The organism is Nocardioides perillae (genome assembly GCF_013409425.1).
GTDB lineage: Bacteria > Actinomycetota > Actinomycetes > Propionibacteriales > Nocardioidaceae > Nocardioides > Nocardioides perillae.
The window spans coordinates 107,140-132,108 of record NZ_JACCAC010000001.1; the positions used below are offsets into that span (position 1 = coordinate 107,140).

Annotated in this window: 22 protein-coding genes; 8 read left to right on the top strand and 14 right to left on the bottom strand. The window is 76.0% G+C overall.

From position 1 onward, the window contains the following. Window position 1: 1 nt before the first annotated feature. Window positions 2-952, bottom strand: coding sequence for a Ppx/GppA family phosphatase (locus BJ989_RS00530; protein WP_179516560.1), 951 nt, complete (start codon window positions 950-952; stop codon window positions 2-4). 42 nt (window positions 953-994) lie between these two features. On the opposite strand from BJ989_RS00530, the gene BJ989_RS00535 reads away from it, so the two are divergent. The 3 genes from BJ989_RS00535 (at window position 995) to BJ989_RS00545 (ending at window position 3,265) form a co-directional block, all read left to right on the top strand. Then, the gene (locus tag BJ989_RS00535) at window positions 995-1,753 is read left to right on the top strand and encodes a DUF3109 family protein (protein ID WP_179516561.1); all 759 of its coding nucleotides are present in this window, start codon (window positions 995-997) and stop codon (window positions 1,751-1,753) included. Window positions 1,754-1,881: 128 nt separating this feature from the next. After that, entirely contained in the window at window positions 1,882-2,520 is a 639-nt protein-coding gene (locus tag BJ989_RS00540; protein WP_179516562.1) for a VOC family protein, read from the top strand. Window positions 2,521-2,590: 70 nt separating this feature from the next. Then, window positions 2,591-3,265: a class I SAM-dependent methyltransferase gene (locus tag BJ989_RS00545; RefSeq protein WP_343048953.1), complete on the top strand. Its 675-nt coding sequence runs from the start codon at window positions 2,591-2,593 to the stop codon at window positions 3,263-3,265. A gap of 13 nt (window positions 3,266-3,278) precedes the next feature. Here BJ989_RS00545 and BJ989_RS00550 read toward each other — a convergent pair whose 3' ends face one another. Continuing rightward, entirely contained in the window at window positions 3,279-4,442 is a 1,164-nt protein-coding gene (locus BJ989_RS00550; protein WP_281363149.1) for a LacI family DNA-binding transcriptional regulator, read from the bottom strand. 135 nt (window positions 4,443-4,577) lie between these two features. On the opposite strand from BJ989_RS00550, the gene radA reads away from it, so the two are divergent. After that, window positions 4,578-6,032: a DNA repair protein RadA gene (radA, locus tag BJ989_RS00555; protein WP_179516563.1), complete on the top strand. Its 1,455-nt coding sequence runs from the start codon at window positions 4,578-4,580 to the stop codon at window positions 6,030-6,032. Window positions 6,033-6,101: 69 nt separating this feature from the next. Then, window positions 6,102-7,190 carry a DNA integrity scanning diadenylate cyclase DisA gene (gene disA, locus BJ989_RS00560; RefSeq protein ID WP_343048954.1) on the top strand — a complete coding sequence of 363 codons (1,089 nt, stop codon included), beginning with the start codon at window positions 6,102-6,104 and terminating at the stop codon, window positions 7,188-7,190. 51 nt (window positions 7,191-7,241) lie between these two features. Here the strand turns inward: disA and BJ989_RS00565 are convergent, their stop codons facing one another. After that, window positions 7,242-8,060, bottom strand: coding sequence for a hypothetical protein (locus BJ989_RS00565; RefSeq protein WP_179516564.1), 819 nt, complete (start codon window positions 8,058-8,060; stop codon window positions 7,242-7,244). 113 nt (window positions 8,061-8,173) lie between these two features. Here BJ989_RS00565 and BJ989_RS00570 point away from each other — a divergent pair, with 113 nt between their 5' ends. Next, window positions 8,174-9,052 carry an HhH-GPD family protein gene (locus BJ989_RS00570; protein WP_343048955.1) on the top strand — a complete coding sequence of 293 codons (879 nt, stop codon included), beginning with the start codon at window positions 8,174-8,176 and terminating at the stop codon, window positions 9,050-9,052. 34 nt (window positions 9,053-9,086) lie between these two features. Here the strand turns inward: BJ989_RS00570 and BJ989_RS00575 are convergent, their stop codons facing one another. From BJ989_RS00575 to BJ989_RS00615, 9 genes are all read right to left on the bottom strand, one after another. Then, a complete protein-coding gene (locus BJ989_RS00575; protein ID WP_179516565.1) occupies window positions 9,087-10,166 on the bottom strand; it encodes a glycosyltransferase family 2 protein in 1,080 nt (359 codons plus the stop codon). 162 nt (window positions 10,167-10,328) lie between these two features. After that, on the bottom strand, window positions 10,329-12,920 hold the full coding sequence (locus BJ989_RS00580) for an ATP-dependent Clp protease ATP-binding subunit (RefSeq protein WP_179516566.1): 2,592 nt from the start codon (window positions 12,918-12,920) through the stop codon (window positions 10,329-10,331). Window positions 12,921-13,142: 222 nt separating this feature from the next. Further along, entirely contained in the window at window positions 13,143-13,508 is a 366-nt protein-coding gene (locus tag BJ989_RS00585) for a histone-like nucleoid-structuring protein Lsr2 (protein ID WP_179516567.1), read from the bottom strand. A 192-nt stretch (window positions 13,509-13,700) separates the two neighbouring features. Then, entirely contained in the window at window positions 13,701-14,477 is a 777-nt protein-coding gene (locus BJ989_RS00590; RefSeq protein WP_179516568.1) for a type III pantothenate kinase, read from the bottom strand. Beyond that, window positions 14,474-15,385 carry a carboxylating nicotinate-nucleotide diphosphorylase gene (nadC, locus tag BJ989_RS00595; RefSeq protein WP_179519235.1) on the bottom strand — a complete coding sequence of 304 codons (912 nt, stop codon included), beginning with the start codon at window positions 15,383-15,385 and terminating at the stop codon, window positions 14,474-14,476. The genes BJ989_RS00590 and nadC overlap by 4 nt, the downstream gene beginning before the upstream one ends. A 128-nt stretch (window positions 15,386-15,513) precedes the next feature. Next, window positions 15,514-17,292 carry an L-aspartate oxidase gene (locus BJ989_RS00600; protein ID WP_179516569.1) on the bottom strand — a complete coding sequence of 593 codons (1,779 nt, stop codon included), beginning with the start codon at window positions 17,290-17,292 and terminating at the stop codon, window positions 15,514-15,516. A gap of 41 nt (window positions 17,293-17,333) precedes the next feature. After that, window positions 17,334-17,780, bottom strand: coding sequence for an aspartate 1-decarboxylase (panD, locus tag BJ989_RS00605; RefSeq protein ID WP_179516570.1), 447 nt, complete (start codon window positions 17,778-17,780; stop codon window positions 17,334-17,336). Then, complete coding sequence (gene panC, locus BJ989_RS00610) at window positions 17,780-18,715, bottom strand: pantoate--beta-alanine ligase (RefSeq protein ID WP_179516571.1); 936 nt, start codon at window positions 18,713-18,715, stop codon at window positions 17,780-17,782. The genes panD and panC overlap by 1 nt, the downstream gene beginning before the upstream one ends. After that, window positions 18,712-19,680 (bottom strand): Rossmann-like and DUF2520 domain-containing protein, encoded by a 969-nt coding sequence (locus BJ989_RS00615; RefSeq protein ID WP_179516572.1) that lies wholly within the window; start codon window positions 19,678-19,680, stop codon window positions 18,712-18,714. Before BJ989_RS00615 ends, panC begins: the two co-directional genes overlap by 4 nt. Window positions 19,681-19,861: 181 nt before the next feature. On the opposite strand from BJ989_RS00615, the gene BJ989_RS00620 reads away from it, so the two are divergent. Then, entirely contained in the window at window positions 19,862-20,620 is a 759-nt protein-coding gene (locus tag BJ989_RS00620; protein WP_179516573.1) for a hypothetical protein, read from the top strand. A 16-nt stretch (window positions 20,621-20,636) separates the two neighbouring features. Here BJ989_RS00620 and BJ989_RS00625 read toward each other — a convergent pair whose 3' ends face one another. Beyond that, a complete protein-coding gene (locus BJ989_RS00625; protein WP_179516574.1) occupies window positions 20,637-21,536 on the bottom strand; it encodes a hypothetical protein in 900 nt (299 codons plus the stop codon). Between the two features lie 29 nt (window positions 21,537-21,565). After that, window positions 21,566-22,714 carry a sulfotransferase family protein gene (locus BJ989_RS00630; protein ID WP_343048956.1) on the bottom strand — a complete coding sequence of 383 codons (1,149 nt, stop codon included), beginning with the start codon at window positions 22,712-22,714 and terminating at the stop codon, window positions 21,566-21,568. A gap of 37 nt (window positions 22,715-22,751) precedes the next feature. On the opposite strand from BJ989_RS00630, the gene BJ989_RS17040 reads away from it, so the two are divergent. Continuing rightward, a complete protein-coding gene (locus tag BJ989_RS17040; protein WP_343048957.1) occupies window positions 22,752-24,968 on the top strand; it encodes a glycosyltransferase family 2 protein in 2,217 nt (738 codons plus the stop codon). Window position 24,969 lies beyond the last annotated feature (1 nt).

A 24,969-nucleotide genomic window follows, 5' to 3' on the forward strand; every position in this document is an offset into this window, starting at 1 on the left:
CTCAGCCCAGGAAGCCGAAGCGGTCGAGGCGCTCGAGGATGACGCCCTCGCGCAGCGCCCAGGGGCAGATCTCGAGCGCGGACAGGTCGAAGACGTCGAGCACCGCCTCGGCCACCAGCGCGCCGGCGACGATCTGGTGGGCACGGTTGGCGGAGACGCCGGGCAGCTCGGCCAGCGCCGCGTGGTCCATGGCCAGCAGCTCGGGCAGCCGCTCGCGCAGCACGTCGGCCGGCAGCTCGCGGCGCAGCAGCGCACCCTCGCCCGACGCCGGCGCACCGCAGATGCGGGCCAGCGAGCGGAAGGTCTTGGAGGTGGCCGCGGCGCGGTCGGGCGCGCCGGGGCGCAGCAGGTGGCCGGCGTCGCGGGCGACCTCCGCCCGCAGGTGGCGCCGCAGCCCCCGCACGGCGTCGGGGTCGGCGCGCAGCCCGGGGCCCGCGTCGGCGCCGAACCACTCCCGGGTGAGCCGGGCCGCACCGAGCGGCAACGACCAGGCGACGTCGGGGGCCTCGTCGGTGCCGCCCGCGATCTCGAGGCTGCCGCCGCCGATGTCGAAGACCGCCAGGCGGCCGGCCGACCACCCGAACCACCGGCGTACGGCCAGGAAGGTCAGGCGGGCCTCGTCCTCGCCCGACAGCACCGCGATGCGCTCGCCGGTGGCGGCGGCGACGTGGTCGAGCACCGCCTCGGAGTTGACGGCGTCGCGCACCGCGGAGGTGGCGAAGGACAGCGTCTCCTCGCAGCCGCGGTCCTCGGCGACGACGAGCGCCTCGGCCGTGAAGGCGGTGAGCGCCTCGAGGCCCTCGAGCGTGACGGCACCGGTCGCGTCGAGGTGCTCGGCGAGGCGCAGCGGCTGCTTGTGGGAGAAGGCCGGGAGCGGCGCCGCGCCCGCGTGCGCGTCGACCACCAGCAGGTGGCCGGTGTTGGAGCCGATGTCGAGGACGCCCAGGCGCATGGGCCCCACCGTAGCCACGGCCCGGCGACTAGGGTCGCCTGCGTGCCCGAGGTCGACCCCGTCTTCCCCCGTGCCTACGTCGAGCTCGCCGACCCGGCCGACCCCGACCAGGTCTTCCGCTGCGACCTGACCTGGTTGACCTCGGCCTACACCTGCATCTTCGGGCAGGGCTGCCCCGGCATCTACGCGAGCTCGCCCGAGACCGGCTGCTGCACGCTCGGCGCGCACTTCGCCGACCGCGACGACGAGCGGCGGGTGGCCGAGCACGTCGCGCAGCTGACCCCGGCGCAGTGGCAGGGCCACCCGGGCCGCCGCGTGCGCCGCGACGACTGGGTCACCACCGACGACGGTGAGCGCAAGACGCGGGTCGCCGACGTCGACGGGCAGGAGGCGTGCGTCTTCCACAACCGCGGCGACTTCGCGGCCGGCGCGGGCTGCGCGCTGCACCTGCTGGCGCTCGAGCAGGGCCGCGAGCCCCTCGAGACCAAGCCCGACGTCTGCTGGCAGCTGCCGATCCGCCGCACCTTCCGGGAGGTCGAGCGGCCCGACGGCACGGCCTACACCGAGGTCGGGATCGAGGAGTACGACCGCCGCGGCTGGGGGCCCGGCGGGCACGACCTCGACTGGTACTGCTCGTCCAACACCGAGGCCCACGTCGCGCCGGAGCCGCTCTACGTGACGATGGCCGCCGAGCTCACCGAGCTGATGGGCCCCGCGGGGTACGCCGCGCTGGCAGCGCGGTGCGAGGCCCACCTGCGCTCGCGCAGCGCGCTCGCGCTGCACCCCGCCGACCCGCGCTGAGCGGGTGACCCCCGGTGAGGTGCTCGCGCCGAGCGACCGGGGGCGACGCGGTGGCGGCGCCGTCTCGACGTCGAGAGACCCGACCCCCGCTGTGGGGCGCGCCCCGCAACGGGTCCACAATGCTTCGCATGCGCCTGGACCACCTCAGCTTCGCGGCCGGCCCCGACGGCCTGGCGGCCACCGCCTCGCGCCTCGGCGGGCTCCTCGGCCGCGAGTTCGTCCCGGGCGGTGCCCACCCCCGCTTCGGCACGCGCAACATGACGCTCGCCCTCGGCGGCGGCTGCTACCTCGAGGTCGTCGAGGTGCTCGACCACCCGGCCTCCGACAAGGCGCCCTTCGGCCAGGCCGTGCGCGCCCGCTCCGCCCTGGGCGGCGGGTGGCTCGGCTGGGTCGTCGCCGTCGACGACATCACCGCGGTCGAGCAGCGGCTCGGGCGCGACGCGGTCAAGGGCAACCGGCACCGCCCCGACGGCACCGAGCTGCTGTGGAAGCAGATCGGCGTCAACGGCCTGATCGCCGACCCGCAGCTGCCGTTCTTCGTGCAGTGGGAGAGCCCGGCCGAGCTGCACCCGGCCCACGACGCCCCCGAGGACCTGAGCCTCGCCTGCCTCGAGATCGCCGGCGACCCGCAGCGGGTCAGCGAGTGGCTCGGCGAGAGCGTCGAGGCCCCGCTGGAGGACGTCAAGGTCGAGTGGGTCGCCCCCCACGGCACCCCCGGCATCATCGCCGCGCAGTTCCAGACCCCGCACGGCCTCGTGCGGCTCTGAGGGCCCTCCCCTGAGCCGCGGTCGGCTCCGCGCCGGCGAGCGGACCTCCCCGCGGGCGCTGCCGGGCGCCGTGCCGAGCCCCAACATCTGGCACCACACCGCGACCTACGAGCTCGAGAACCGCGCCTTCGACCCCGACGGGCTGGTCGAGCAGGCGATGGCCGCCGTCCACGACTGGTCGGGCCAGCACGTGCTCGACCTCGGCTGCGGCACCGGCTTCCACCTGCCCCGCTTCGCCGCGCGCGCGGCCCGGGTGACCGGCGTCGAGCCCCACGCCGACCTGCTCGCCTTCGCCGCCCGGCGTACCCGCAGCACCCCCGGGGTGACCACGCTGGCGGGCACGGCGCAGTCGGTCCCGCTGCCCGACGCCTCGGTCGACGTGCTCCACGCCCGGTGGGCCTACTTCTTCGGGCCCGGCTGCGAGCCCGGCCTCGCCGAGGTCGCGCGGGTGCTGCGGCGCGGCGGCACGGCCTTCGTCGTCGACAACGACGGCACCCGCTCCACCTTCGGCGGCTGGTTCCGCCGCGGCTACCCCGAGGTCGACCCCGACGACGTCCAGCGCTTCTGGACCGGGCGGGGCTGGGGCCGGGTCCCGGTGCTGACGCGCTGGCGCTTCGAGCACCGCGCCGACCTCGAGGCCGTCGTGCGCATCGAGCTGCCGACGGCCCTCGCCGAGGAGGTGCTCGCCGAGCACGACGGGCTCGAGGTCGAGTACGCCGTCGACGTCTGGTGGAAGCGGCACTGACGGGTCGTCGTCGTCAGGAGGACCCGCGCACCGTCAACGTGGGCGTGAGCAGCACCCCGGTCGCGGTCGGGCGAGGCGCGACCAGGCGCTCGGCGAGCGCCCGCACGACCTCGACCGCGACCTGCTCGAGGGGCTGGCGCACCGAGCTGAGCCCGCCCGGCACCACCTGGGCGACCTGGGAGTCGTCGAAGCCCACCACGGCGACGTCGCGACCGGCGGCCAGCCCGCGGTCGGCGAGGGTGTGCAGCACCCCCATGGCGAGCGTGTCGGAGGCGCAGACGAAGGCGGTGGGAGCGGCCTCGTCGAGCAGCACCGCGGAGGCCTCGCGACCGCTCGGCACGAGGTCCTCGACGCGGCTGGCCAGGCCGGAGGTCGACAGGCCGCGGTCGTGCAGGGCGTCGGCCCAGCCGGAGCGGCGGTCCTCGCCGATGAAGTTGTCCTTGCGCCAGCCGATCCAGGCGATGCGCTCGTGCCCGCGATCGAGGAGGTGGTCGGTGGCGAGGCGGGTGCCCGCGGCGCCGTCGACGTCGACCCACGGGTGGCGCGCCGCCGGGTTGTCCCAGGGCCGGCCGAAGGCGACGAACGGCGCGCCCTGCGCCTCGAGCCAGGCCGCCTGGGGGTTGCCCAACCAGGTGTCGGTCGCGACGAACGCGTCGACCGCGGTCGAGCGCAGCAACTCGTCGTAGCCCGCGACCGGGTCCTCCGGGTCGCCGGGGAAGAGCAGCACGTGGTGGCCGACCTCGCGGCACTCCTCGACGAGGGAGTGCACGAAGCGGTCCATCGTCGCGTTGGCCGTGCCCTCGGGCACCGGGGCGAAGCGCATGCCGACCAGCCGGCTGCTGCGGGTGCGCAGGCTGCGGGCCGCGCGGTTGGGCGAGTAGCCGAGCTGCGTGACGGCGGCACGCACCCGCTCGAGGGTGTCGGCCCGCAGCAGGTCGGGGTTGTTGAGCGCGTTGGAGACCGTCTGGCGCGACACCCCCGCCAGCTCGGCCACGTCGGCGAGGGTGGGCGGGGTGCTCGAGGGGCCGGACGGGGTGGAGGGGACCGACGGAGCGGGGGCGGAGGGCGTGCCGGGTCCGGTCGGCCCCGCCGGGCCGGCGGGGCCACCGGGGCCCGCGTCGTCGTGCGCGCCGGAGGCGTCGTCGGGCCCGCCGGGGCGGGACGGCCTGCGCACCATGACGGCTCCTTGATCGATCCAAACCGCGTCGTGGCGCAGACTACCGGCGCCCGGGCGGCCACGGGTCCACCCCGGCGAGCAGGGCTGTGGACGCGTCGCCCGCGACTGTCGGCGCGGTGGCCTAGCGTGCACGCCATGACCACCAGTGCCGGCCTGTCCGGCCCTCGCCGAGGCCGCGTCCCGCGCGCGTCCTACCGCTGCTCCGAGTGCGGGTGGGAGACCGCGAAGTGGGTCGGGCGCTGCGGCGAGTGCCAGGCGTGGGGCTCGGTCGCCGAGACCGCCGCCGTGCCGACCGGGCGCGCCAGCGCGGGCCCCGTGAGCGCCCCGGCGGTCCCGATCGGCCAGGTGTCGGTGGAGGAGTCGACCTTCCGGCCGAGCGGCGTGCCCGAGCTCGACCGGGTGCTCGGCGGCGGGCTGGTCCCGGGAGCGGCGCTGCTCATGGCCGGCGAGCCCGGCGTGGGCAAGTCGACCCTCCTGCTCGAGGTGGCGGCGCAGACCGCCCGCGCCGGACGGCGGGTCCTCTACGTCACCGGCGAGGAGTCCGCCTCGCAGGTGCGGTTGCGCGCCGACCGCACCGACGGCGTCCACGACGAGCTCTACCTCGCCGCCGAGACCGACCTGGGCGCCGTGCTGACCCACATCGAGCAGACCCGGCCGGCGCTGCTGGTGCTCGACTCGGTGCAGACGGTGTCGGCGCCGGGCGTCGACGGCGTGCCCGGGGGCGTCACCCAGGTCAAGGAGGTCGCCGCCGCGCTGGTGCGGGTCGCCAAGACGCGCGGCATCACCACCGTGCTGGTCGGCCACGTCACCAAGGACGGCACCATCGCCGGCCCCCGCGTGCTCGAGCACCTCGTCGACGTCGTGCTGCACTTCGAGGGCGAGCGCACCTCCCGCTTCCGCATGCTGCGCGCGATGAAGAACCGCTACGGCCCGGTCGACGAGGTCGGCTGCTTCGACCTCGGTCCCGACGGCATCACGGCGGTCACCGACCCCTCCGGCCTGTTCGTCGAGCACCAGCTGCGCCAGGTGCCCGGCACGTGCGTCGCGGTCTCGATGGAGGGCCGACGCCCCGTGCTGGCCGAGGTGCAGGCGCTGGTCACGGTCAGCCCGGCCGAGCGGCCGCGACGCACCACCTCGGGGCTCGACTCCTCCCGGGTGGCGATGATCCTGGCCGTCCTGCAGCAGCACTGCCGCATCCGCACCCACCAGTGCGACGTCTTCGCCTCGACGGTCGGTGGGGCGCGGGTGCACGAGCCGGCCAGCGACCTGGCGGTCGCGGTCGCCCTGGCCTCCTCCCACCTCGGCACCGCCCCGCCGGGCGGGGTGGTCGCCATCGGTGAGCTGGGCCTGGCCGGCGAGCTGCGCACGGTGCGCGACCTGCCGCTGCGCATCGCGGAGGCGGCGCGGCAGGGCTTCCGGGTCGCCCTGGTGCCCGGCGGCACCGAGAGGCGGCCGCGTCGCCCCGAGGAGCGCCGGGTCGACGGCATGCGGGTGGTCGAGGTCCCCGACCTCGAGTCCTGCCTGCGCCTGCTGCACCTCGTCGCGCCCGAGCGACGCGACCCGCCGCGCGGCCCTCGTCCCCTAGACTGACCGCGCGCCGGCCGGGGGCCGGGGCACACCTACCCGCGCGGCGCGCGGCGAGCGAGGGGACGAGACCCAGTGGTCGGCATCGAGCGCACCGACGACGTCCTGCGGCTCCGCGCGACGCTCGCCTCGATCGCGCCGGGCACCGCCCTGCGCGACGGCCTCGAGCGCATCCTGCGCGGCCGCACCGGCGCGCTGATCGTGCTGGGCAACGACCGCACGGTCGAGGGCATCGCGACCGGCGGCTTCTCCCTCGACGTGCCCTTCACCGCGACGGGGCTGCGTGAGCTGGCCAAGATGGACGGCGCGATCATCCTCGACCGCGACGTCACGCGCATCCACCGCGCCGCGGTGCACCTCATGCCCGACCACACGATCCCGTCGGAGGAGACCGGCACCCGCCACCGCACCGCCGACCGGGTCGCCAAGCAGACCGGCTTCCCCGTCATCTCGGTCTCGCAGTCGATGCAGATCATCGCCGCCTACGTCGGCGAGACCCGCTACGTCCTCGAGGACTCCGGGCAGATCCTGTCGCGCGCCAACCAGGCCCTGGCGACGCTCGAGCGCTACAAGCTGCGCCTCGACGAGGTCTCCGCGACGCTGTCGGCCCTCGAGATCGAGGACCTCGTGACCGTCCGCGACGTGGCGGTGGTCGCCCAGCGCCTCGAGATGGTCACCCGCATCGCGCGCGAGATCGAGGACTACGTGCTCGAGCTCGGCACCGACGGCCGCCTGCTCTCGCTGCAGCTCGAGGAGCTCGTCACCGGCGTCGACGTGGAGCGCGAGCTCGTCATCCGCGACTACCTGCCCACGGGCGGTCGCCGCACCACCTCGCCCGAGTCGCTGCTCGCCAAGCTCGAGGGCCTCTCCCCCACCGACCTGGTCGACGCCGCCTCGGTCGCGCGCAGCCTGGGCCTCGGCACCGGGGAGCACCTCGACGGCGCGGTCGCCCCGCGCGGCTTCCGGCTGCTGGCCAAGGTCCCCCGGTTGCCGGCACCCGTCGTCGACCGCCTCGTCGAGCACTTCGGCACCCTGCAGAAGCTGCTCTCGGCCGGCATCGACGACCTGCAGGCAGTCGAGGGCGTCGGCGAGCTGCGCGCGCGCAGCGTGCGCGAGGGCCTCTCGCGGCTGGCCGAGTCGAGCATCCTCGAGCGCTACGTCTGAGCCGGACGCGCCCAGGACCTCCGCGGCACGCGCGGCACCCACGGCGCGGCGTCAGCCGCGCGAGCCCCGACGTCCCGTGCCCCCGCCTCGCTTCCCCGAGGGCGACGGCGGCACCGTGCGCTCCACGACCGGCCGCTCGGGCGCGGTCAGCCGGAACTGCAGGTCGCTGGGCTCCCCGGAGAGCGCGGCGGCCTCGACGTGGTACCACCCGGGCAGGGCCCACGCGGTCAGGCGGGAGCACTCGTCGTCGGAGCGGCGGGCCGACCAGGTCACCTCCAGCACCGTGTCGACCGCCCGGCGCACCACCACCGACTCGCGCGGCAGCGCCCGGGGACACTGGCGGCTGCTCCAGATCTCGTCGTCACCGGAGCGGATGCGCAGGGTGAGCGAGTCGGGCGAGGCGTACCACCAGCACGCCTCCGACACCGTGGTGCGCAGCAGCAGCCGCACTGTCACCGGCGAGCCGCCCACGGCCTGCGGCACCTCGGGCACGACGCGCACGTCGGCGTCCTCGCAGCGACCCTCCGGCGCGGCCAGCGGCGCGGGCCGGCGCGGGCGCGCCTTGCCGCGGCCCTCCGCGGCCGTGCCGGCGCCCGCACGCTCCCGCGGGCCGCGCACCGCGGCGGGGGCGGTCGCGCTCGTCGGGCCGGGGGACTCCTGCGTCGTGGCCGACGCGGGGCGCGCGGCCTCGCGCGCCGTGTCCGCCCCGTCCGCACCGTCGCCGCCAGCGCCGAGCAGGCGGGTCAGGCCCACCACGAGCAGCACGACCGTGCCGAGCAGCACCAGGCGGCGCGTCCAGTAGACCCGGGCCGGCAGCGGGCCGCGGGGGCGCAGGCCGCGCGCGGGTCGGGGTCGACGCGTGGCAGGCATGGCCCCGACCGTAACCAGCGGGGGCCGCTCGGCGGCGGTGCCACTCCGGTGGGACCCGGTGCCGCTGCCTGCCTCTCCCGGGCGACGGCAGCCGCCTGCCTAGGATCGCCCTCGTGGAGCAGCCGCCGGACCTCGTCGAGCCGGTCCTGGCGTGGTACGACGTGCACGCGCGCGACCTGCCCTGGCGACGGCCGGAGGCCTCGCCCTGGTCCGTCGTCGTCTCGGAGTTCATGCTGCAGCAGACCCCGGTCGCGCGCGTCCTGCCGGTGCACGAGGCGTGGCTCGAGCGGTGGCCGGCGCCCGCCGCCCTCGCCGCGGCACCGACCGGCGAGGCCGTCCGGGCCTGGGGACGCCTCGGCTACCCCCGGCGGGCCCTGCGGCTGCACGCCGCGGCGACCGCCATGGTCGAGCAGCACGGCGGCGAGGTGCCGCGGGACCGCGAGGCGCTGCTCGCGCTCCCGGGCGTGGGCGACTACACCGCCGCGGCCGTCGCCAGCTTCGCCTTCGGCCAGCGCCACGTCGTGCTCGACACCAACGTGCGGCGCGTGCACACCCGCGTCCTCGGCGGCGCAGAGTTCCCCGGGCCGTCGGTCACCCGGGCCGAGCGCGACCGCGCCGCTGCCCTGCTGCCCGCCGACGAGGCCACGGCCGCCACCTGGTCGGTCGCGGTGATGGAGCTCGGCGCCCTCGTCTGCACGGCGGCGGACCCGTCGTGCCCCCGCTGCCCCGTGGCCGAGCACTGCGCGTGGCTGCGGGCCGGGCGGCCCCCGCACGCCGGGCCGCCGCGTCGCGCCCAGGCGTGGGCCGGCACCGACCGGCAGTGCCGCGGGCGGCTCCTCGGCGTGCTCCGAGACGCCGACGGCCCGGTCCACCGACAGCGGCTGGAGGCCGCGTGGGACGACGACGTGCAGCGCGAGCGGTGCCTCGCCGCACTGGTCGCCGACGGCCTGGCGGTCGCGACGTCGGGTGCGACGTACGCCCTGCCGGGCTGAGCCCGCGGACCGGACGGTGCCGGGCAGACCGGCCTCAGCGCCGCCAGGGCAGGCGGGAGCGGGAGCCGGCGTCGCCGGTGTCCCCGGCGGCGGGGACGGCCGCCTCGACGGCCGCGCGGACGGCGTCGGCGTCGGCACCCGGGCCGGGCTCGAAGACGCGCTTCGGGGCCTCGGCCAGCGCCGCGAGCCCGTCACGCAGCCGGGCGAGGCCGTCGCCCGGCACCTCGCGAGGCGCGAGGCCCCACGTCATCGGGTCGTGCTCCTCGAGCAGCCCGAGGTCGCGCAGCGCCTCGAAGTCGTCCTGGGTGGTGCGCTCGAAGATGCGCATCAGCCAGGGCCGGGCCTGCTCGGCGCTCAGGCCCTTCGCCAGGAGGGCGCGCAGCGCCACCGCGGTGGGCTCGCGCCCCGGCCGCAGGCTCACCTGCGGACCCGCCTCGAGGATGGCGGTCCACTTGCGCACGAACTCCTCGCCGTCGACCGACTCGTAGTGGAGCACGCGCAGCCAGTCGGCCTCGAAGGTCTCCTGCCGCTCGCGCGCGGCGTCGACCACCTGGTGCAGCGCCAGCCACGGCTCGACCGCGGGGCGCATCCCGACCTTGCCGTCGGTGTGGCCGTGGAAGTACGCCCCCGGCTGGGGTCGGTCGACCAGGCCCAGGGTGTGCAGCAGCACCAGGTCGTCGTGGGGCAGCTGGCGCTTGAAGTGGGTCACCTCGCCGTCCCAGCGCGGGCGGCTGACCGCCTCGAGCGTCGAGAGCCGCACGGCGCACACCTCGTCGGGCAGCGCCGCGAGCCGGTCGCGGTCGACCTGCACCACCTCGTCGGCGTCGACGTGGAAGACCCACGTCGCCCACGGCAGCCGCGAGAGCAGCGCCTTGGCGACGTTGGCGTTGATGCGCTGGCGCACGTTGAGCATGGCCGGGCGGTCACCGCGCCACCACGTCGCGTCGGTGCGCACGCAGGTGACGTGCGGGTGGGCGTCGAGCCAACCCTGCACCTCGGGGTCGTCGGCGTCGAGGAAGACGAGGAGGTGGTCGACGCCGCCGGCGAGGTTGCGGGCCACGAACCGCTCGAGGCGGGGCAGCGTGTCCTTGACCGTGCTGGCGGTGACGAGCATGCGCCGAGGGTAGCGAGACCGGCGGGCCGGCCTGGTCGGGGACGACGGAGGGGGACGACGGAGGGGCCCGCCCGCGCGCTGCGGTCAGGCCCCTCCGGGTGGTGCGGGTGCTGCGGGGTGGTGCGGGTGCTGCGGGGTGGTGCAGGTGCCGGGTCGTCCCGGTCAGTCGTCGCCGCGCTCGCGCGGGACGTCGGACGGGCCTTCGGTGCCGAGCTCTTGGCCGTCGCCCAGGTCGACGCCGCCGAGGTCGACACCGGCGCCCTCGAGGGGCGGGGCGTCGGGCAGCGCGCCGACCTTCTGGCCGTGGAAGGTGAAGGTCGCCGTCGGACCCTCGCCCTCGACGTCGACCAGGATGATCTGGCCGGGCCCGACCTCGCCGAAGAGCATCTTCTCGGCGAGCACGTCCTCGATCTCGCGCTGCACCGTGCGGCGCAGCGGTCGGGCGCCGAGCACCGGGTCGAAGCCGCGCTTGGCGAGCAGGTCCTTCGCGCCCTGGGTGAGCTCGATGGACATGTCGCGGTCCTTCAGGCGCAGCTCGACGGCGGCGATCATGTTGTCGACCATCGCCACGATCTGCTCCTGCGAGAGCGGCGGGAAGACGATGATCTCGTCGACGCGGTTGAGGAACTCGGGCCGGAAGTGCTGCTTGAGCTCCTCGGAGACCTTGCCCTTCATCCGCTCGTAGGAACCGGCGGCGTCACCGAGCTGGCTGAAGCCGAGGTTGACCGACTTGGCGATGTCGCGGGTGCCGAGGTTGGTGGTCATGATGATGACGGTGTTCTTGAAGTCGACCACCCGGCCCTGGCTGTCGGTCAGGCGACCCTCCTCGAGGATCTGCAGCAGGGAGTTGAAGATGTCGGGGTGGGCCTTCTCGACCTCGTCGAAGAGGACCACCGAGAACGGCTTGCGCCGCACCTTCTCGGTCAGCTGACCGCCCTCCTCGTAGCCGACGTAGCCCGGGGGCGAGCCGAAGAGCCGCGAGACGGTGTGCTTCTCGCCGAACTCCGACATGTCGAGCTGGATGAGGGCGTCCTCGTCGCCGAAGAGGAACTCCGCGAGCGTCTTGGACAGCCACGTCTTGCCGACGCCCGAGGGGCCGGCGAAGATGAACGACCCGCCGGGACGCTTGGGGTCCTTGAGGCCGGCGCGGGTGCGGCGGATCGCCCGGGAGAGGGCCTTGACGGCCTCCTCCTGACCGATGACCCGCTTGTGCAGCTCCTCCTCCATGCGCAGCAGGCGGGAGGACTCCTCCTCGGAGAGCTTGACGATCGGGATGCCGGTCGCGACCGCCAGCACCTCGGCGATCAGCTCCTCGTCGACCTCGGCGACCTCGTCCATGTCGCCCGAGCGCCACTGCTTCTCGCGCTCGGACTTCTTCAGGATGAGCTGCTTCTCCTCGTCGCGCAGCGACGCGGCGGCCTCGAAGTCCTGGCCGTCGATCGCGGCCTCCTTGCGCTGGCGCACCTCGGCGATCTTCTCGTCGTACTCGCGCAGGTCGGCCGGCTGCGTCATCCGGCGGATGCGCAAGCGCGAGCCGGCCTCGTCGATGAGGTCGATCGCCTTGTCGGGCAGGAAGCGGTCGGAGATGTAGCGGTCGGCCAGCGTCGCGGCCGAAACCAGCGCTTCGTCGGTGATGGTGACGCGGTGGTGCGCCTCGTAGCGGTCGCGCAGGCCCTTGAGCATCTCGATGGTGTGGGCGATCGAGGGCTCCGCCACCTGGATGGGCTGGAAGCGGCGCTCGAGGGCGGCGTCCTTCTCGAGGTACTTGCGGTACTCGTCGAGGGTGGTCGCCCCGATGGTCTGCAGCTCGCCGCGCGCCAGCATCGGCTTGAGGATGCTGGCGGCGTCGATCGCGCCCTCGGCCGCACCGGCCCCGACGAGGGTGTGGATCTCGTCGATGAACAGCACGATGTCGCCGCGGGTGCGGATCTCCTTGAGCACCTTCTTCAGCCGCTCCTCGAAGTCGCCGCGGTAGCGCGAGCCGGCCACCAGGGCGCCGAGGTCGAGGGTGTAGATGTGCTTGTCCTTGAGCGTCTCGGGCACGTTGCCCTTGACGATGTCCTGGGCGAGGCCCTCGACGACCGTCGTCTTGCCGACGCCGGGCTCGCCGATGAGGACGGGGTTGTTCTTCGTGCGGCGCGACAGGATCTGCATGACGCGCTCGATCTCCTGCTCGCGCCCGATCACCGGGTCGAGCTTGCCCTCGCGGGCGGCCTGGGTGAGGTTGCGCCCGAACTGGTCGAGGACCAGCGAGGACGACGGCGCGTCGCCACCGGAGGTCGAGGACGACGCCCCGGCCGCGGCGCTCTCCTTGCCCTGGAAGCCCGAGAGCAGCTGGATGACCTGCTGGCGCACGCGGTTGAGGTCGGCGCCGAGCTTCTGCAGCACCTGGGCGGCGACGCCCTCGCCCTCGCGGATCAGGCCGAGGAGGATGTGCTCGGTGCCGATGTAGGAGTGGCCGAGCTGCAGCGCCTCGCGCAAGGACAGCTCCAGCACCTTCTTGGCGCGCGGGGTGAAGGGGATGTGGCCGGAGGGCGCCTGCTGGCCCTGGCCGATGATCTCCTCGACCTGGGCGCGCACCGCCTCCAGGGAGATGTCGAGGCTCTCGAGCGCCTTCGCCGCGACGCCCTCGCCCTCGTGGATGAGGCCGAGCAGGATGTGCTCGGTCCCGATGTAGTTGTGGGAGAGCATGCGGGCCTCTTCCTGGGCCAGCACGACCACCCGACGGGCTCGGTCCGTGAACCGCTCGAACATGTGCGCTCCTCCAGCTGCGGGACTCCTGCGCGCGGCCCCGGGACGGGTCACGCGCACGGTCGGTCCAACTGGCTTCCCACACTACGTGTTCCCCTGTCGCGACCCCCGTCCGTCCGCTGACGGCGAACACGCCCCCCACCCGGGCGGGCGGAGGGCGTGCCGGTGCTGCGGGGTCGCGCCGGTCGGGGCGCGCCAGCGCGCGTCAGCGCGCGTCGGTGGGCGTCAGTGCGCGGCGTCGTACGCCTCGCGCACCTCGGCGGCCACGCGGCCGCGGTCGGGCACCTCCCAGCCGTTCTCGCGGGCCCAGTCGCGGATCTCCTTGGCGCTGGGGCCGCCGTTGCCGCCGCTGCTGCTGCTCGACGACGAGCCGGCCGAGGAGCGGCGGCCGCCGCCACCGCCGCCGGAGCGGCGGCCGCCCGCCTTGCGGGCGTGGCCGACGTAGGGCGCGAGGGCGTCGCGCAGCTGCGCGGCGTGCTCGTCGTTGAGGTCGATCTCGTAGGACGTGCCGTCGAGGCCGAAGGAGACGGTCTCGGTCGCCTCGGTGCCGTCGAGGTCGTCGACGAGCTGGATGTGCACCTTCTGTGCCATTGCGTTGTGCCTTTCTTCGCGCATTCTCAGCGCATCCGTCCGAATGTGCGGGAACGGAATTCCCTCCCCCGGTCAGAGAAATCCCGACGTGAGTGTGGCAGAGAATGCGCCGGCGCGCACGCGGGTGCATTCTGAGCACCCACTCCGTCTCGGGTCTTCTCGGATTTCTCCGGGGGATTCGCGAGAGCGGGTTCAGGAATTGCGCGCGAAGACCAGCTCAAGCCCGCGCAGCGTCAGCCACGGCAGGTGGTCGGTGAAGCAGCGGCACTCGTCGAGCACCCACGGGGCGAGGTAGCCCGTGGCGACCACCCGCACGTCGTCGGGGTGGGCGCCGAGCTCGTCGACCATGCGGGCCACCAGGCCCTCGACCTGGGCAGCGGTGCCGAAGAGCATCCCGGACTGCACCGCCTCGACGGTGTTGCGGGCGACGACCGAGCGCGGCCGCACGAGCTCGACCTTGCGCAGCTGGGCACCACGGCGCCCGAGCGCCTCGAGCGCCACCTCGACGCCCGGGGCGATGGCGCCGCCGACGTACTGACCCTGGGCGGTGACCACGTCGAAGGTGGTGGCCGTGCCGCCGAAGTCGACGACCACCGCGGGCCCGCCGACGTCGGTCGCGGCCGCGAGCGCGTTGAGGATGCGGTCGGCGCCGACCTCGCGCGGGTTGTCGGTGAGGATCGGCACGCCGGTGCGCACGCCGGGCTCGACGACGACGCGGGGCAGGTCGCCGAAGTGGCGCACCAGCATCTCGCGCCACTCCTGCAGCACGGCGGGCACGGTGGAGCACACGGCGATGCCCTCGGGGTGCGGCGCGCCCGAGTCGGCGAGCAGCCCGCGCAGCAGCACGGCCCACTCGTCGGCGGTGCGGCGCTCGTCGGTCGACACCCGCCAGTGCGCCAGCGGCTCGGCGTCGCGCATCAGCCCCAGCACGGTGTGGCTGTTGCCGATGTCGGCGCACAGCAGGCTCACGCGGGCCCCCCGAGGGGCGTCTCCTGCAGGTCGAGACCGAGGTCGAGGACCGCGACGGAGTGGGTGAGGGCGCCGACGGAGAGGAAGTCGACCCCGGTGGCGGCGACCTCCCGTGCCCGGTCGAGCGTGAGCCCGCCCGAGGCCTCGAGGGTGGCGCGGCCGGCGGCGACCCGGACCGCCTCGACCATGGTCGCGGTGTCCATGTTGTCGAGCAGCACGTGGTCGCAGCCGACCTCCAGCAGCGCGCGCAGCTGGTCGAGGTCGGTGACCTCGACCTCGACCCGCAGGTCGGGCCACGCCGCCCGCACCGCCTCGTAGGCGGGGACGACCCCGCCGGCGGCCACGACGTGGTTGTCCTTGACCATGACCATGTCGGAGAGCCCGAGCCGGTGGTTGACGCCACCGCCGCAGCGCACGGCGTACTTCTGCAGGGCGCGCCAGCCGGGCAGCGTCTTGCGGGTGTCGAGCACCCGCGCGCCCGTGCCCGCGACCGCCTCGACCCAGCGGGCCGTGGTGGTGGCGACGCCGGAGAGGTGGCTGGCGTAGTTGAGCGCGGTGCGCTCGGCGGTCAGCAGGCCGGGCACCGGACCGGACGCGCGGAGCACGACGTCGCCGGCGGCGACGCGGGTGCCGTCGGGCACCCGCTGGTGCACCTCGACGTCGTCGCCGAGGACCGTGCGCAGCACCAGCTCGGCCACGGCGAGGCCCGCCACGGTGCCCGGCTCCCGGGCGGCGAGGTCGGCGGTGCCGCGCTGGGCCGGGTCGAGGGTGGCCGCGCTGGTCGCGTCGACGCCCCAGGTGCCCGCGGGCGAGCCCTCCGGCGCGGGCAGGTCCTCGGTGAGCGCGTCGAGCACCTGCGCGTGCAGGCGCTCCGGGTCGAGGCCGGCGGCGGTCAGCTCGTCGAGCAGCGGCCGCGGGAGCGCGGCGTACGCCGTGGGGGTCCAGCCGGTCGCGACGGCGGCGGCTCGCGTGGTGGAGCCGGGCTCGGGGTAGGGGCTGCGGCGTCCCTCGGCGGCCGCGGCGGGGCGGGCGTCGCTCACGGGACCAGCACCTCCGGCTCCTCGGGCTCCCCGGCGGGCGCGGCCGGGCGGTCGGTCGCCGGCGCGGGGGTGAAGACGTGGGTGAGCGCGCCGCCCGCCCACCGGGTGTCGACGTGGCCCGCCCAGCGGGCGTCGTCGCGATCGGGGAAGTCCTCGCGCCAGTGGGAACCACGGGTCTCCTCGCGCAGGCCGGCGGCGGCCGCGAGCGCGGCGGCGAGCTGCACGAGGTTGGTCGTCTCCCAGGTGTCGACGCCGGGCACGGGCTCGTCGCCCCCGCCGGGGCCACCGGCGGCGAGCAGGCCCTGCAGCCGCTCGCCCGCCTCCAGGAGGCCGTCGGCCGTGCGCAGCACGCCCACGAGGCGGGTCATCGTCTCCTGCAGGTCGCGGCGCCGCTCGCCCGACACCAGGCCGGCGGGGCGCGCGTCGGCGGCGGGCTCGGACCAGGGCCGCAGCTCGCCGGGCAGCACCTCGGCGATGCGGCGCGAGAAGACGAGGCCCTCCAGCAGCGAGTTGGAGGCGAGCCGGTTGGCGCCGTGGACACCCGAGCAGGCTACCTCCCCGGTGGCGTAGAGGCCGGGCACGGAGGTGCGGCCCCACAGGTCCGTCGCGACCCCGCCCGAGGCGTAGTGGCACGCCGGGGCGACCGGCAGCAGCTCGGTGGCCGGGTCGACGCCGTGGCGCCGGCAGGTGGCCAGGATCGTCGGGAAGCGCCGCTCCCAGAAGTCGGCGCCGAGGTGGCGGGCGTCGAGCCACACGTGGGGGCGCCCGGTCTCGAGCATCCGTCGGGTGATGGCCTTGGCCACCACGTCGCGGGGCGCGAGGTCGGCGAGCTCGTGCACCCCGGCCATGATCCGCTCGCCCGCGTCGTCGACGAGGAAGGCACCCTCGCCGCGCACGGCCTCGGAGACGAGCGGCTGCTGGCCGCGCGACTCGGGCCCGAGCCACATCACCGTCGGGTGGAACTGCACGAACTCGAGGTCGCGGAGCACGGCCCCCGCCCGGAGTGCCAGCGCCATGCCGTCGCCGGTGGCAACGGCCGGGTTGGTGGTCTGGCGGAAGACCTGGCCCAGGCCCCCGCTCGCGAGCACCACCGCCCGGCACAGGACGGCGCCGACGCCGTCGCGCTGCCCCTCGCCGATGACGTGCAGCGTCGTGCCGGCCACGGCGCCGTCGGCGTCGAGCAGGAGGTCGAGGGCCAGGGCGTGCTCGATGACCTCGATCTCGGGGGCGGCCTGCACCGCCGCCACTAGGGCCCGCTGGATCTCCGCACCCGTGGCATCGCCCCCGGCGTGCGCGATGCGGTCGCGGTGGTGGCCGCCCTCCCGCGTCAGCGACAGCACCCCGTCGTGGTGGTCGAAGACGGTGCCGAGGCCGATCAGCTCGCGCACCGCGTCGGGGCCCTCGGTGACCAGCGCACGCACGGCCTCGAGGTCGCAGGCACCGGCGCCGGCCACGAGCGTGTCGCGCTCGTGCTCGGCCGGGGTGTCCTCCGGGCCGAGGGCGGCGGCGATGCCGCCCTGCGCCCACTGCGTGGACCCCGCGCTCAGCACGTCCTTGGTCACCACCACGACCTTGACACCGCTGGTCGTGGGGTCCTCCCGCAGCGCGGCGTGGATGCGCAGCGCGGCGGTGAGGCCGGCGATGCCCGACCCGACGACGACGACGTCGGCCGGCGTGGTCCAGCTGTGCTCGGGCGCGCGCAGCCGGCCCGGGTGCTGGCCGGGCTGGCCGGGCTGGCCGCGGTGGGTGCCGGGGTCCGGCGCTGGTCGCTCCATCGGGTGCAGGCTAGCGCCGCGGGCGGCGCGGGCCTGTGGCCTCAGCGCGCCGCCGGAGCGGTGCGCGGGTCGCGGGGTGCGGTGAGGTCGCCGCGCACCAGGCCGGGGCCGTCGAAGGTCTCGGCGGGGTCGAAGCCGGTGGCGAGCACCTTGTTGTCGCCGTCGACGAAGACCACCGCCGGCTTCAGCTCCCTCGCCTCGGCCGTCTCGAGCTGGGCGTAGGCGATGAGGATGACGACGTCGCCGGGGTGCACGAGACGGGCGGCGGCACCGTTGATGCCGATCACCCCGGAGCCGCGCTCGCCGGCGATGGTGTAGGTCTCGAGGCGCGCGCCGTTGGTCACGTCGACGATGTGGACCAGCTCGCCGGGGAGCAGGTCGGCCGCGTCGAGCAGGTCCTGGTCGACGGTGACCGAGCCGACGTAGTGCAGGTCGGCCTGCGTCACGGTCGCGCGGTGGATCTTGCTCTTCATCATCGTGCGCAGCATCAGCTGTCTCCCTCACGGGTGGTGCGGACGTCCGCGGCGGTGGTGCCGAGGACGAGCGGCAGGTTGTCGATGAGCCGGGTCGTGCCGACCCGGGCGGCGACGAGCACGCGGCCCTCCAGGGGGACCGTCGGCAGCTCGTCGAGCGAGGCGGTGGCGGTGAGGTCGGCGAGGCCGACGTCGGTGACCGCCAGGTAGTCGAGGTCGACGCCGTGGGCCTCGCGCAGCTCGGCGCGCGCGGCGGCGAGCGCCGCGGGCACACCCTGCGAGGCCGCCCCGGCCGCGGCAGCCAGCACCCGGTGCAGGGCGGCGGCCTGCTCACGCTCGACGGCGTCGAGGTGGCGGTTGCGCGAGCTCATGGCCAGGCCGTCGGCCTCGCGACGGGTGGGCGCGCCGACGACCTCGACGCCGAGGCAGAGGTCGGCGACCATGCGGCGCACCAGCGTCAGCTGCTGGTAGTCCTTCTCGCCGAAGACCGCGACGTCGGGGCGCACCAGGCCGAAGAGCTTCGCCACGACGGTGAGCACGCCGGCGAAGTGGCCCGGGCGCGAGGCACCCTCGAGCACGTCGGCGAGCGGGCCGGGGTGCACGGTGACCTGCGGCGGGCCGCCGGGGTAGACCTCGTCGACCGCCGGGGCGAAGACCACGTCGGCGCCCTCCCGGGCGCACACTGCGAGGTCGGCGTCGAGCGTGCGGGGGTAGCGCTCGAGGTCGGCTGCGTCGTCGAACTGCAGCGGGTTGACGAAGACCGAGACCACGACGGCGCCGTCGGGGCCGACGACCTCGCGGGCGAGGCGCACCAGGCCGGCGTGACCGTCGTGCAGCGCGCCCATCGTCGGCACGAAGGCGACGCGGCCACCCGAGGACCGCACAGGTGCGAGCACCTCGGCGAGCGCGGCGCGGGTGGCGGCGAGCGCCGGGGTGGTGCCGCCGCTCACGACACGTCCGACGGAGCCGGCGCCGCGACCGGGACGGCCGCGTCGAGGACCTCGAGGATGCGCGCGGCCCTGATCGGCAGCAGCCGGCCGTCGGTCACGACCCGGTCGAGCGTGGCGCGCCCCAGGGCGGCGTACGCCGGGAGGGCCTGCGGGGCGCGCGCCCGCAGCTCGGCGACGTGGGCGGCGACCGTGCCGACGTCGCCGCGCACGATCGGCCCGGTGAGGGCCGCGTCGCCCTGCGCCAGGGCGTTGTCGAGGGCGGCGTGCAGGAGAGGTCGCAGGGTGTCGGCGGGTGCGTCGACCCCGGCGGCGGCGAGCATCTCGCAGGCCTCCGTCACCAGGGTGACGAGGTGGTTGGCGCCGTGGGCGAGCCCGGCGTGGTAGAGCGCGCGGCGCTCCTCGGCCACCCAGGTGCAGCGTCCGCCGAGGTCGGCGACGAGGGCGGCGGCCTCGCCGCGCTCCGCGGGGCCGGCGGTGACGCCGAAGACGCAGCCGGCCAGCCGGGGCAGGTCGACCGCCGTGCCGGTGAAGGTCATCGCGGGGTGGAGCGCGACCGTGCGGGCGCCGACGGCGGCGGCGGGCTCGAGCACGGCCAGGCCGTGGCGCCCCGAGGTGTGCACCACGAGCTGGCCGGGCCGCAGCGCGCCGGCGCTCGCCAGCACGCGCACGACGTTGGGCAAGGCGTCGTCGGGCACGGTGAGGAGCAGCAGGTCGCAGCGGCGCGCGACCTCGCTGGGGCGCTCGACCGGGGTGCCGGGCAGCAGCGCGGCCACCCGGGCGCGGGAGGCGTCGGACTCGGCCGCCGCAGCGACGACCTGGTGGCCCGCGCCGCGCAGCGCGGCCGCGAGGACGGCACCGACGCGACCGGCGCCGACGACGCCGACGGTCGGCAGCGCGGTCGGGTGCGCGGGGGTGCCCGTGGTCGTCGCCGGTGGGCAGGCAGGACGGGACGCAGGGTGGGACATGGACCAGACCTCCTCGTTCCAGTCCCTCCGACCACCCCTCGCGGGGCCGGTGTGGGTACCGGACGGTTGCCCTAGCACGTGTGACGCTTGATCAACGCCGACGCTACGCCGCCGCTTCCCGCCCCGCCAGCCGAACCCCGGGTGACGAAGCGCACGTCGACGGCGCCTAGGGTGGGCCGCCATGAGCCCGTCCGGGACGCCGCTGGGGATGCCGTCGCTGCCGCCGCCCGGCGAGCCGACGTGGAAGCAGGCGTGGGACGCCGCCCTCTACGGGCCGCGCGGCTTCCTGCGCCGCCACCCGCCGGCGCTCGACCGCGACCCGGCCGCACTGGTCGCCCTGGTCGCCGCCGAGGCCCCGGAGGCCGTCGTGCTCCTCGGGTCGGCGGGGATCCTCGCGCCCGCCGTGGCGGCGGCGCTGCCGGGTGCCGACGTGCGCTTCGACCTGCCGGACGCCTTCGACGGGGTCGTGCTCGCGGTCGACTGGCTGTGCCACGTGCCCGCGCACGTCGTGGCGGTGGACGAGGCGGGCTACCCGCGCTTCGTGCACGTCGACCCCGTGTCGGGGCGCGAGCGGCTGGGGTCGCGGCTCAACGAGACGTCGGTGCCCCAGAGCATCGGGCTGTGGCTGACCGAGTGGTGGCCCGTGGCGGAGGGCGGGCCGGGCGCCCGCGCGGAGGTCGGGACGGGTCGCGACGCGGCGTGGCGCGACGTGTGCCGGCGCCTCGCGGGCGGCACCGCGCTGGCGGTCGAGCGCGGCCACACCGCGGCCGCACGACCGCGCGGCGGGTCGCTGCGCTGCCCGTCGGCCAGCCCGGACCGGGTGCCCGTGCCCGACGGGGAGCGCGACCTCGTCGCCGACGTGGCGCTCGACGCGGTCGCGGCGGCCACCGGCGGGCGGGTCGTCCTCGACGGCGAGCTGACCCGGGTCGTCTCGCGCTGAGGCCCGGGGCGGGGGCCTAGCCGAAGAACGGCCGGGGTCGCCCCGGCAGCCAGGTCTCGCGCACGTGGTCGACGACGTGGACGCCCGGCGGGGCGGTCACCTCGACCACGTGGTCGGGCACCACCCCGTCGCGCAGGCCGGTGAAGACCGCCCACTCGCGCCGCTTGCGGGCGGTGCGCACGCTCGTGGCGAAGGAGTCGCGGTCGGTCCAGTGGGAGAACTCGTCGCTGTCGAGCCACTTGAGCTCGACCACGAGCCCGTGCGGCAGGCCGATGCGGGCGTAGTGCTCCGGCGTCGTCTGCACCTCCCACTCGAAGCCCTTGGTGAAGGTGAAGTCGGGGTGGACGGGGTAGCCCCACTCCTCGGCGTTGAGCAGGCCGACGTCGAGGAAGGCGGTCTGCTCGTCGCGCACGTAGAGGCCGTGGCGCGAGACCCGGGTGACGACCGGGCGCGACCCGACCTGCCACGACAGCGCGGCCATCGAGGTCACCGCCTCGTCGGTCAGCACCATGTCGCCGTCCCACTTCCAGGAGTAGCGGGTGCGGACCTGGCTCAGGCACCAGTTGTAGTAGTAGGCCAGCGAGTGCACCGAGTGCTCGTGGACGCCGACGTGCTCGCGCCCCGCCCGCGCCACCCGGAAGGGGTAGGAGAGGGAGCGCAGCCGGTGGGAGAGCCCGCACCGCTCGGCGGTGGCCGCCGCGACCTCGGGGGTGCCGTCGGTCGAGCCGTTGTCGACGAGCACCACCTCGTCGACCGCGCGCAGCAGCGGCGGCAGCACGAAGGGCAGCGAGCGGGCCTCGTCCTTGACCCGGACGACCGCGGTCGCGCCGCTGCGTAGCCGCTCGCCCCGTGCCCAGGGCCAGGTCACGTCGAAGTCGTCGTGGCCCTCGAGGTTGCGCAGGCCCGTCGGGGTCACCCCGGCCCGGGGAGTCGCCGCCACCCGGCTCACCGGCCGCCGGGGCCGGCAGGGCCGCCGGGGCCGCCGGGGCCGCCGGGGCGCGCCTGTCCGAGGGCACGGCGTACGCCGCGGCGCACGGCGGGCGGCACGGCGGCACGGACGCCGTGGGGCACCCGGTCGACGACCGAGGTCGGGCGGGCGGTGGCTGCCGCCTCCCGGCGGGCCCGGTCGGCGGCGGCGACCGCGGTGCTGCGCGCGATGGCCTCGGACTCCTCGTAGAGCTCGGTGTAGGCCTCGAGCAGCTCGTCGAGGCCGCGGCGGGCCTCCTCGGTGTCGCCGTCGGGCTCGGCCAGGGCGCTCAGCTGCGACCAGGTCTCGCCGACGAGGGCGTGGAGGCGGCGGGGCAGCGCGAGGTCGTCGAGGTCGGCGCTGACGCGGCGCAGCCCGGGGTCGACGAAGCGGTGGACGTCGCGGATCTGCTCGTAGCCCGTCTGCTGCACGTGGCGTAGGTCGAGGTCGCGCCCGAGGCGGTCGAGCACCTTCGTCCAGTCGTCGAGCAGGTCGTGGTAGCGCACGAACACCCGGCCGTCACCGCCGCGGGTGGCGCGCTCGGTGTGCAGCAGCATGTTGACCCACGAGGCCGCGAGGTGGGCGGAGCCGAGGCGGTTGGCGTAGTACTTCTGCTTGCTGCCGACGACCTCGGCCGGCGGGCGCAGCATGGTCGCGAAGACCGAGCGCGCCCCGGCGCGGGCGGCCGCGATCTGCCACAGCGGCAGGAACCAGCTCAGCCGCGGGTCCTTGACGACGAGCTCGCGACGCTCGGCGAAGTGCGGCTCGAGCCACTGCGCGCAGCGGATGCGCTCGGGCTCGCGGGTCGCCACGCGGCCGGTCTCGAACCACGCGGTCGGGCGGGCGTCGGAGACCGTGACGCCGACCTCGGCCAGCCAGCGGTCGTGCTGCTCGACGACCCAGCGCGGCTCCCCGAAGCCCTTGGGGTTGGTCTCGTCGGCCTCCACCTCCGGCTGCGGCACGTGCAGGCCGAGGAGGGAGGCGATCCCGGCGAGCGTGCTGGTGCCGCTGCGGCCCGCGCCGGCGATGAAGAGCACCGAGCGCGGGTAGGTCGCAGGGTCCGGCGCGTCGACCTCGCGGGCGTCGGCCGGCAGGGGCGGCGGGGCGTCGGGACGGGGAGCGCTCACGGTCGGGCAGCCTAACGGCTCTGCGATACTCCGGCGGGTGACGCGGGTGGTGCTGCACGTCGGCTTGCCGAAGACCGGCACGACCTGGCTGCAGGCCCTCCTGGGCGAGCACCGCGACGTGCTGCGGGAGTCGGGGCTGCTCTACCCCTTCGTCGCGCGCGACGCGATGTTCCACGGCGCGCTCGAGGTGCGCGAGAGCCGCAACTTCTACGGCCTGCGCGCCGCCGAGGTCGCGGGGTCGTGGCAGCGCCTGTGCGACCGCGCGCGGTCGTGGCTCGACGAGCGGCAGGCCGCCGGGCTGCCCGCCACGGCGGTGCTCAGCCACGAGGTGCTCGCCGGCGCGACGCCCGCCCAGGTCGAGGGCGCCCTGCGCCCGCTCGCCGACCTCGAGGTGCACGTCGTCGTCACGGCGCGCGACCTCGGCCGCCTGGTGACGGCGCAGTGGCAGGAGCGGGTCAAGCTCGGCGACACCCGGTCCTTCGCCGCGTGGCGGGCCGAGTCGGTCGACGGTCCCTGGCGCGCCGACGCGGCGCGCTCGGCCTTCTGGCACCGCGTCGACCCCGCCGACACCCTGACGCGCTGGACCGCCGCCCTGCCGCGCGGCCGCGGCCACCTCGTCGTCGCCCCGGCACCGGGTGCGGCGCCCGGTGAGCTGTGGCGCCGCTTCGCGGAGGCGCTCGCCGTCGACCCGGCGCTCGCCCCGTCGCTGCCGCCGCCCGCCAACCGCTCGCTCGGGACGCTCGAGACCGCCCTGGTGCGCCAGGTCGGCGACGCCGTCGGCCGGCGGCTGCCTCCCGACGTGCGTCGCCGGGTCGTCAAGCGCGGCTGGGCCGAGGGCGAGCTCGCGGCCGCCCCGCCCGACCCCGCCTCGGCCCCGCTGCGCTGCCCCGCCGACCTGCTGCCGCGCCTGCTGGAGGCGACCGAGGCGTGGCTGCGGCAGGTCGAGGGGGCCGGCCACGCCGTGCACGGCGACCTCGGCGACCTCGCCCCCGTCGTCGCCGACCCGGGCGACCCCGCCCCCGACGAGGTGCCCCGCGGGCCGCTCGCCGCCCGCGGCGCCCGCGGCACCGCCGAGCGGCTCGTGCTGCGCGGCCTCGGCACCGCGCCCTCGCCTCCCCGCCCGTCGCTGGCCGACCGGGTGCGGCGCCGACCGCTCCTGAGCGTCGTCGTGCCCGCCTGGGGCACCGAGGCGTGGCTGCCCGCCTGCCTCGACTCCGCCCTCGCCGCCCGCCACCGCCACCTCGAGGTCGTCGTCGTCGACGACGGGTCACCCGACCGCTGCGGCGAGGTGGCCGAGCAGTACGCCGCGCGCGACGGCCGGGTGCGCGTCGTACGCGTGGAGAACGGCGGCCTGGGGGCCGCCCGCAACGTCGGCACGGCGCACACGAGCGGCGACTACCTCGCGTTCCTCGACTCCGACGACGTCGTCCCGCCCGACGGCTGGGCACGCCTGGTCGACTCCCTGGAGCGCAGCGGGTCGGACTTCGCCGTCGGGTCGGTGGCGCGGTGGGAGGCGGGCTCGCTGCACGAGCCGCCGTGGATGCGGCGCCTGCACGCCGAGGAGCGCCGGGGTGCCGTCGTCGGCGAGCACCCGGAGCTGCTCGGCGACGTCTTCGCGTGGGACAAGGTCTTCCGCCGCGCGTGGTGGGACGCGCAGGGGCTGTGCTGGCCCGAGGGCATCCGCTACGAGGACCAGCCGACGACGACCGAGGCCTTCCTGCGGGGGCGCTTCGACGTGCTGCGCGAGGTGGTCTACCACTGGCGCATCCGCGACGACGGCACGTCGATCACCCAGCAGCGCGCGAGCCTGGTCGACCTCGAGGACCGGTGGGAGACCAAGCGGATGTCGTGGGCGTCGGTGCGACGTCGCGGGGACGCCGCGACCCAGCAGGTCGCGCTCGACCGGGTGCTGCCGGGCGACCTCCACCGCTACTTCGCCGAGCTGCCCGGCGCGCCCGACGCGTGGTGGGAGCTGCTGCACCGGATGGTGCGGGAGCTGTGGGGCGAGCGGTCCCTGGTGCACTCCGGCCTGCTGCCCGCCGACCGGCTCGTGGGCTGGCTGGTGGAGCAGGGGCGCCGCGACGACGCGGTCGCGGTCGTCGAGCACGTCGCCGCGCACCGCGCGGCCGCCGGCGGGCCGCTCCCGCGCGCTGTCGACCCGGCGGGCCGGGTGCGGCTCGACCTGCCGGCCTCGGTGCTCGACGTCTCGACGGTCGCCCCGGCCGCCCTGGCCGTACGCCCCCACGAGGTGTGAG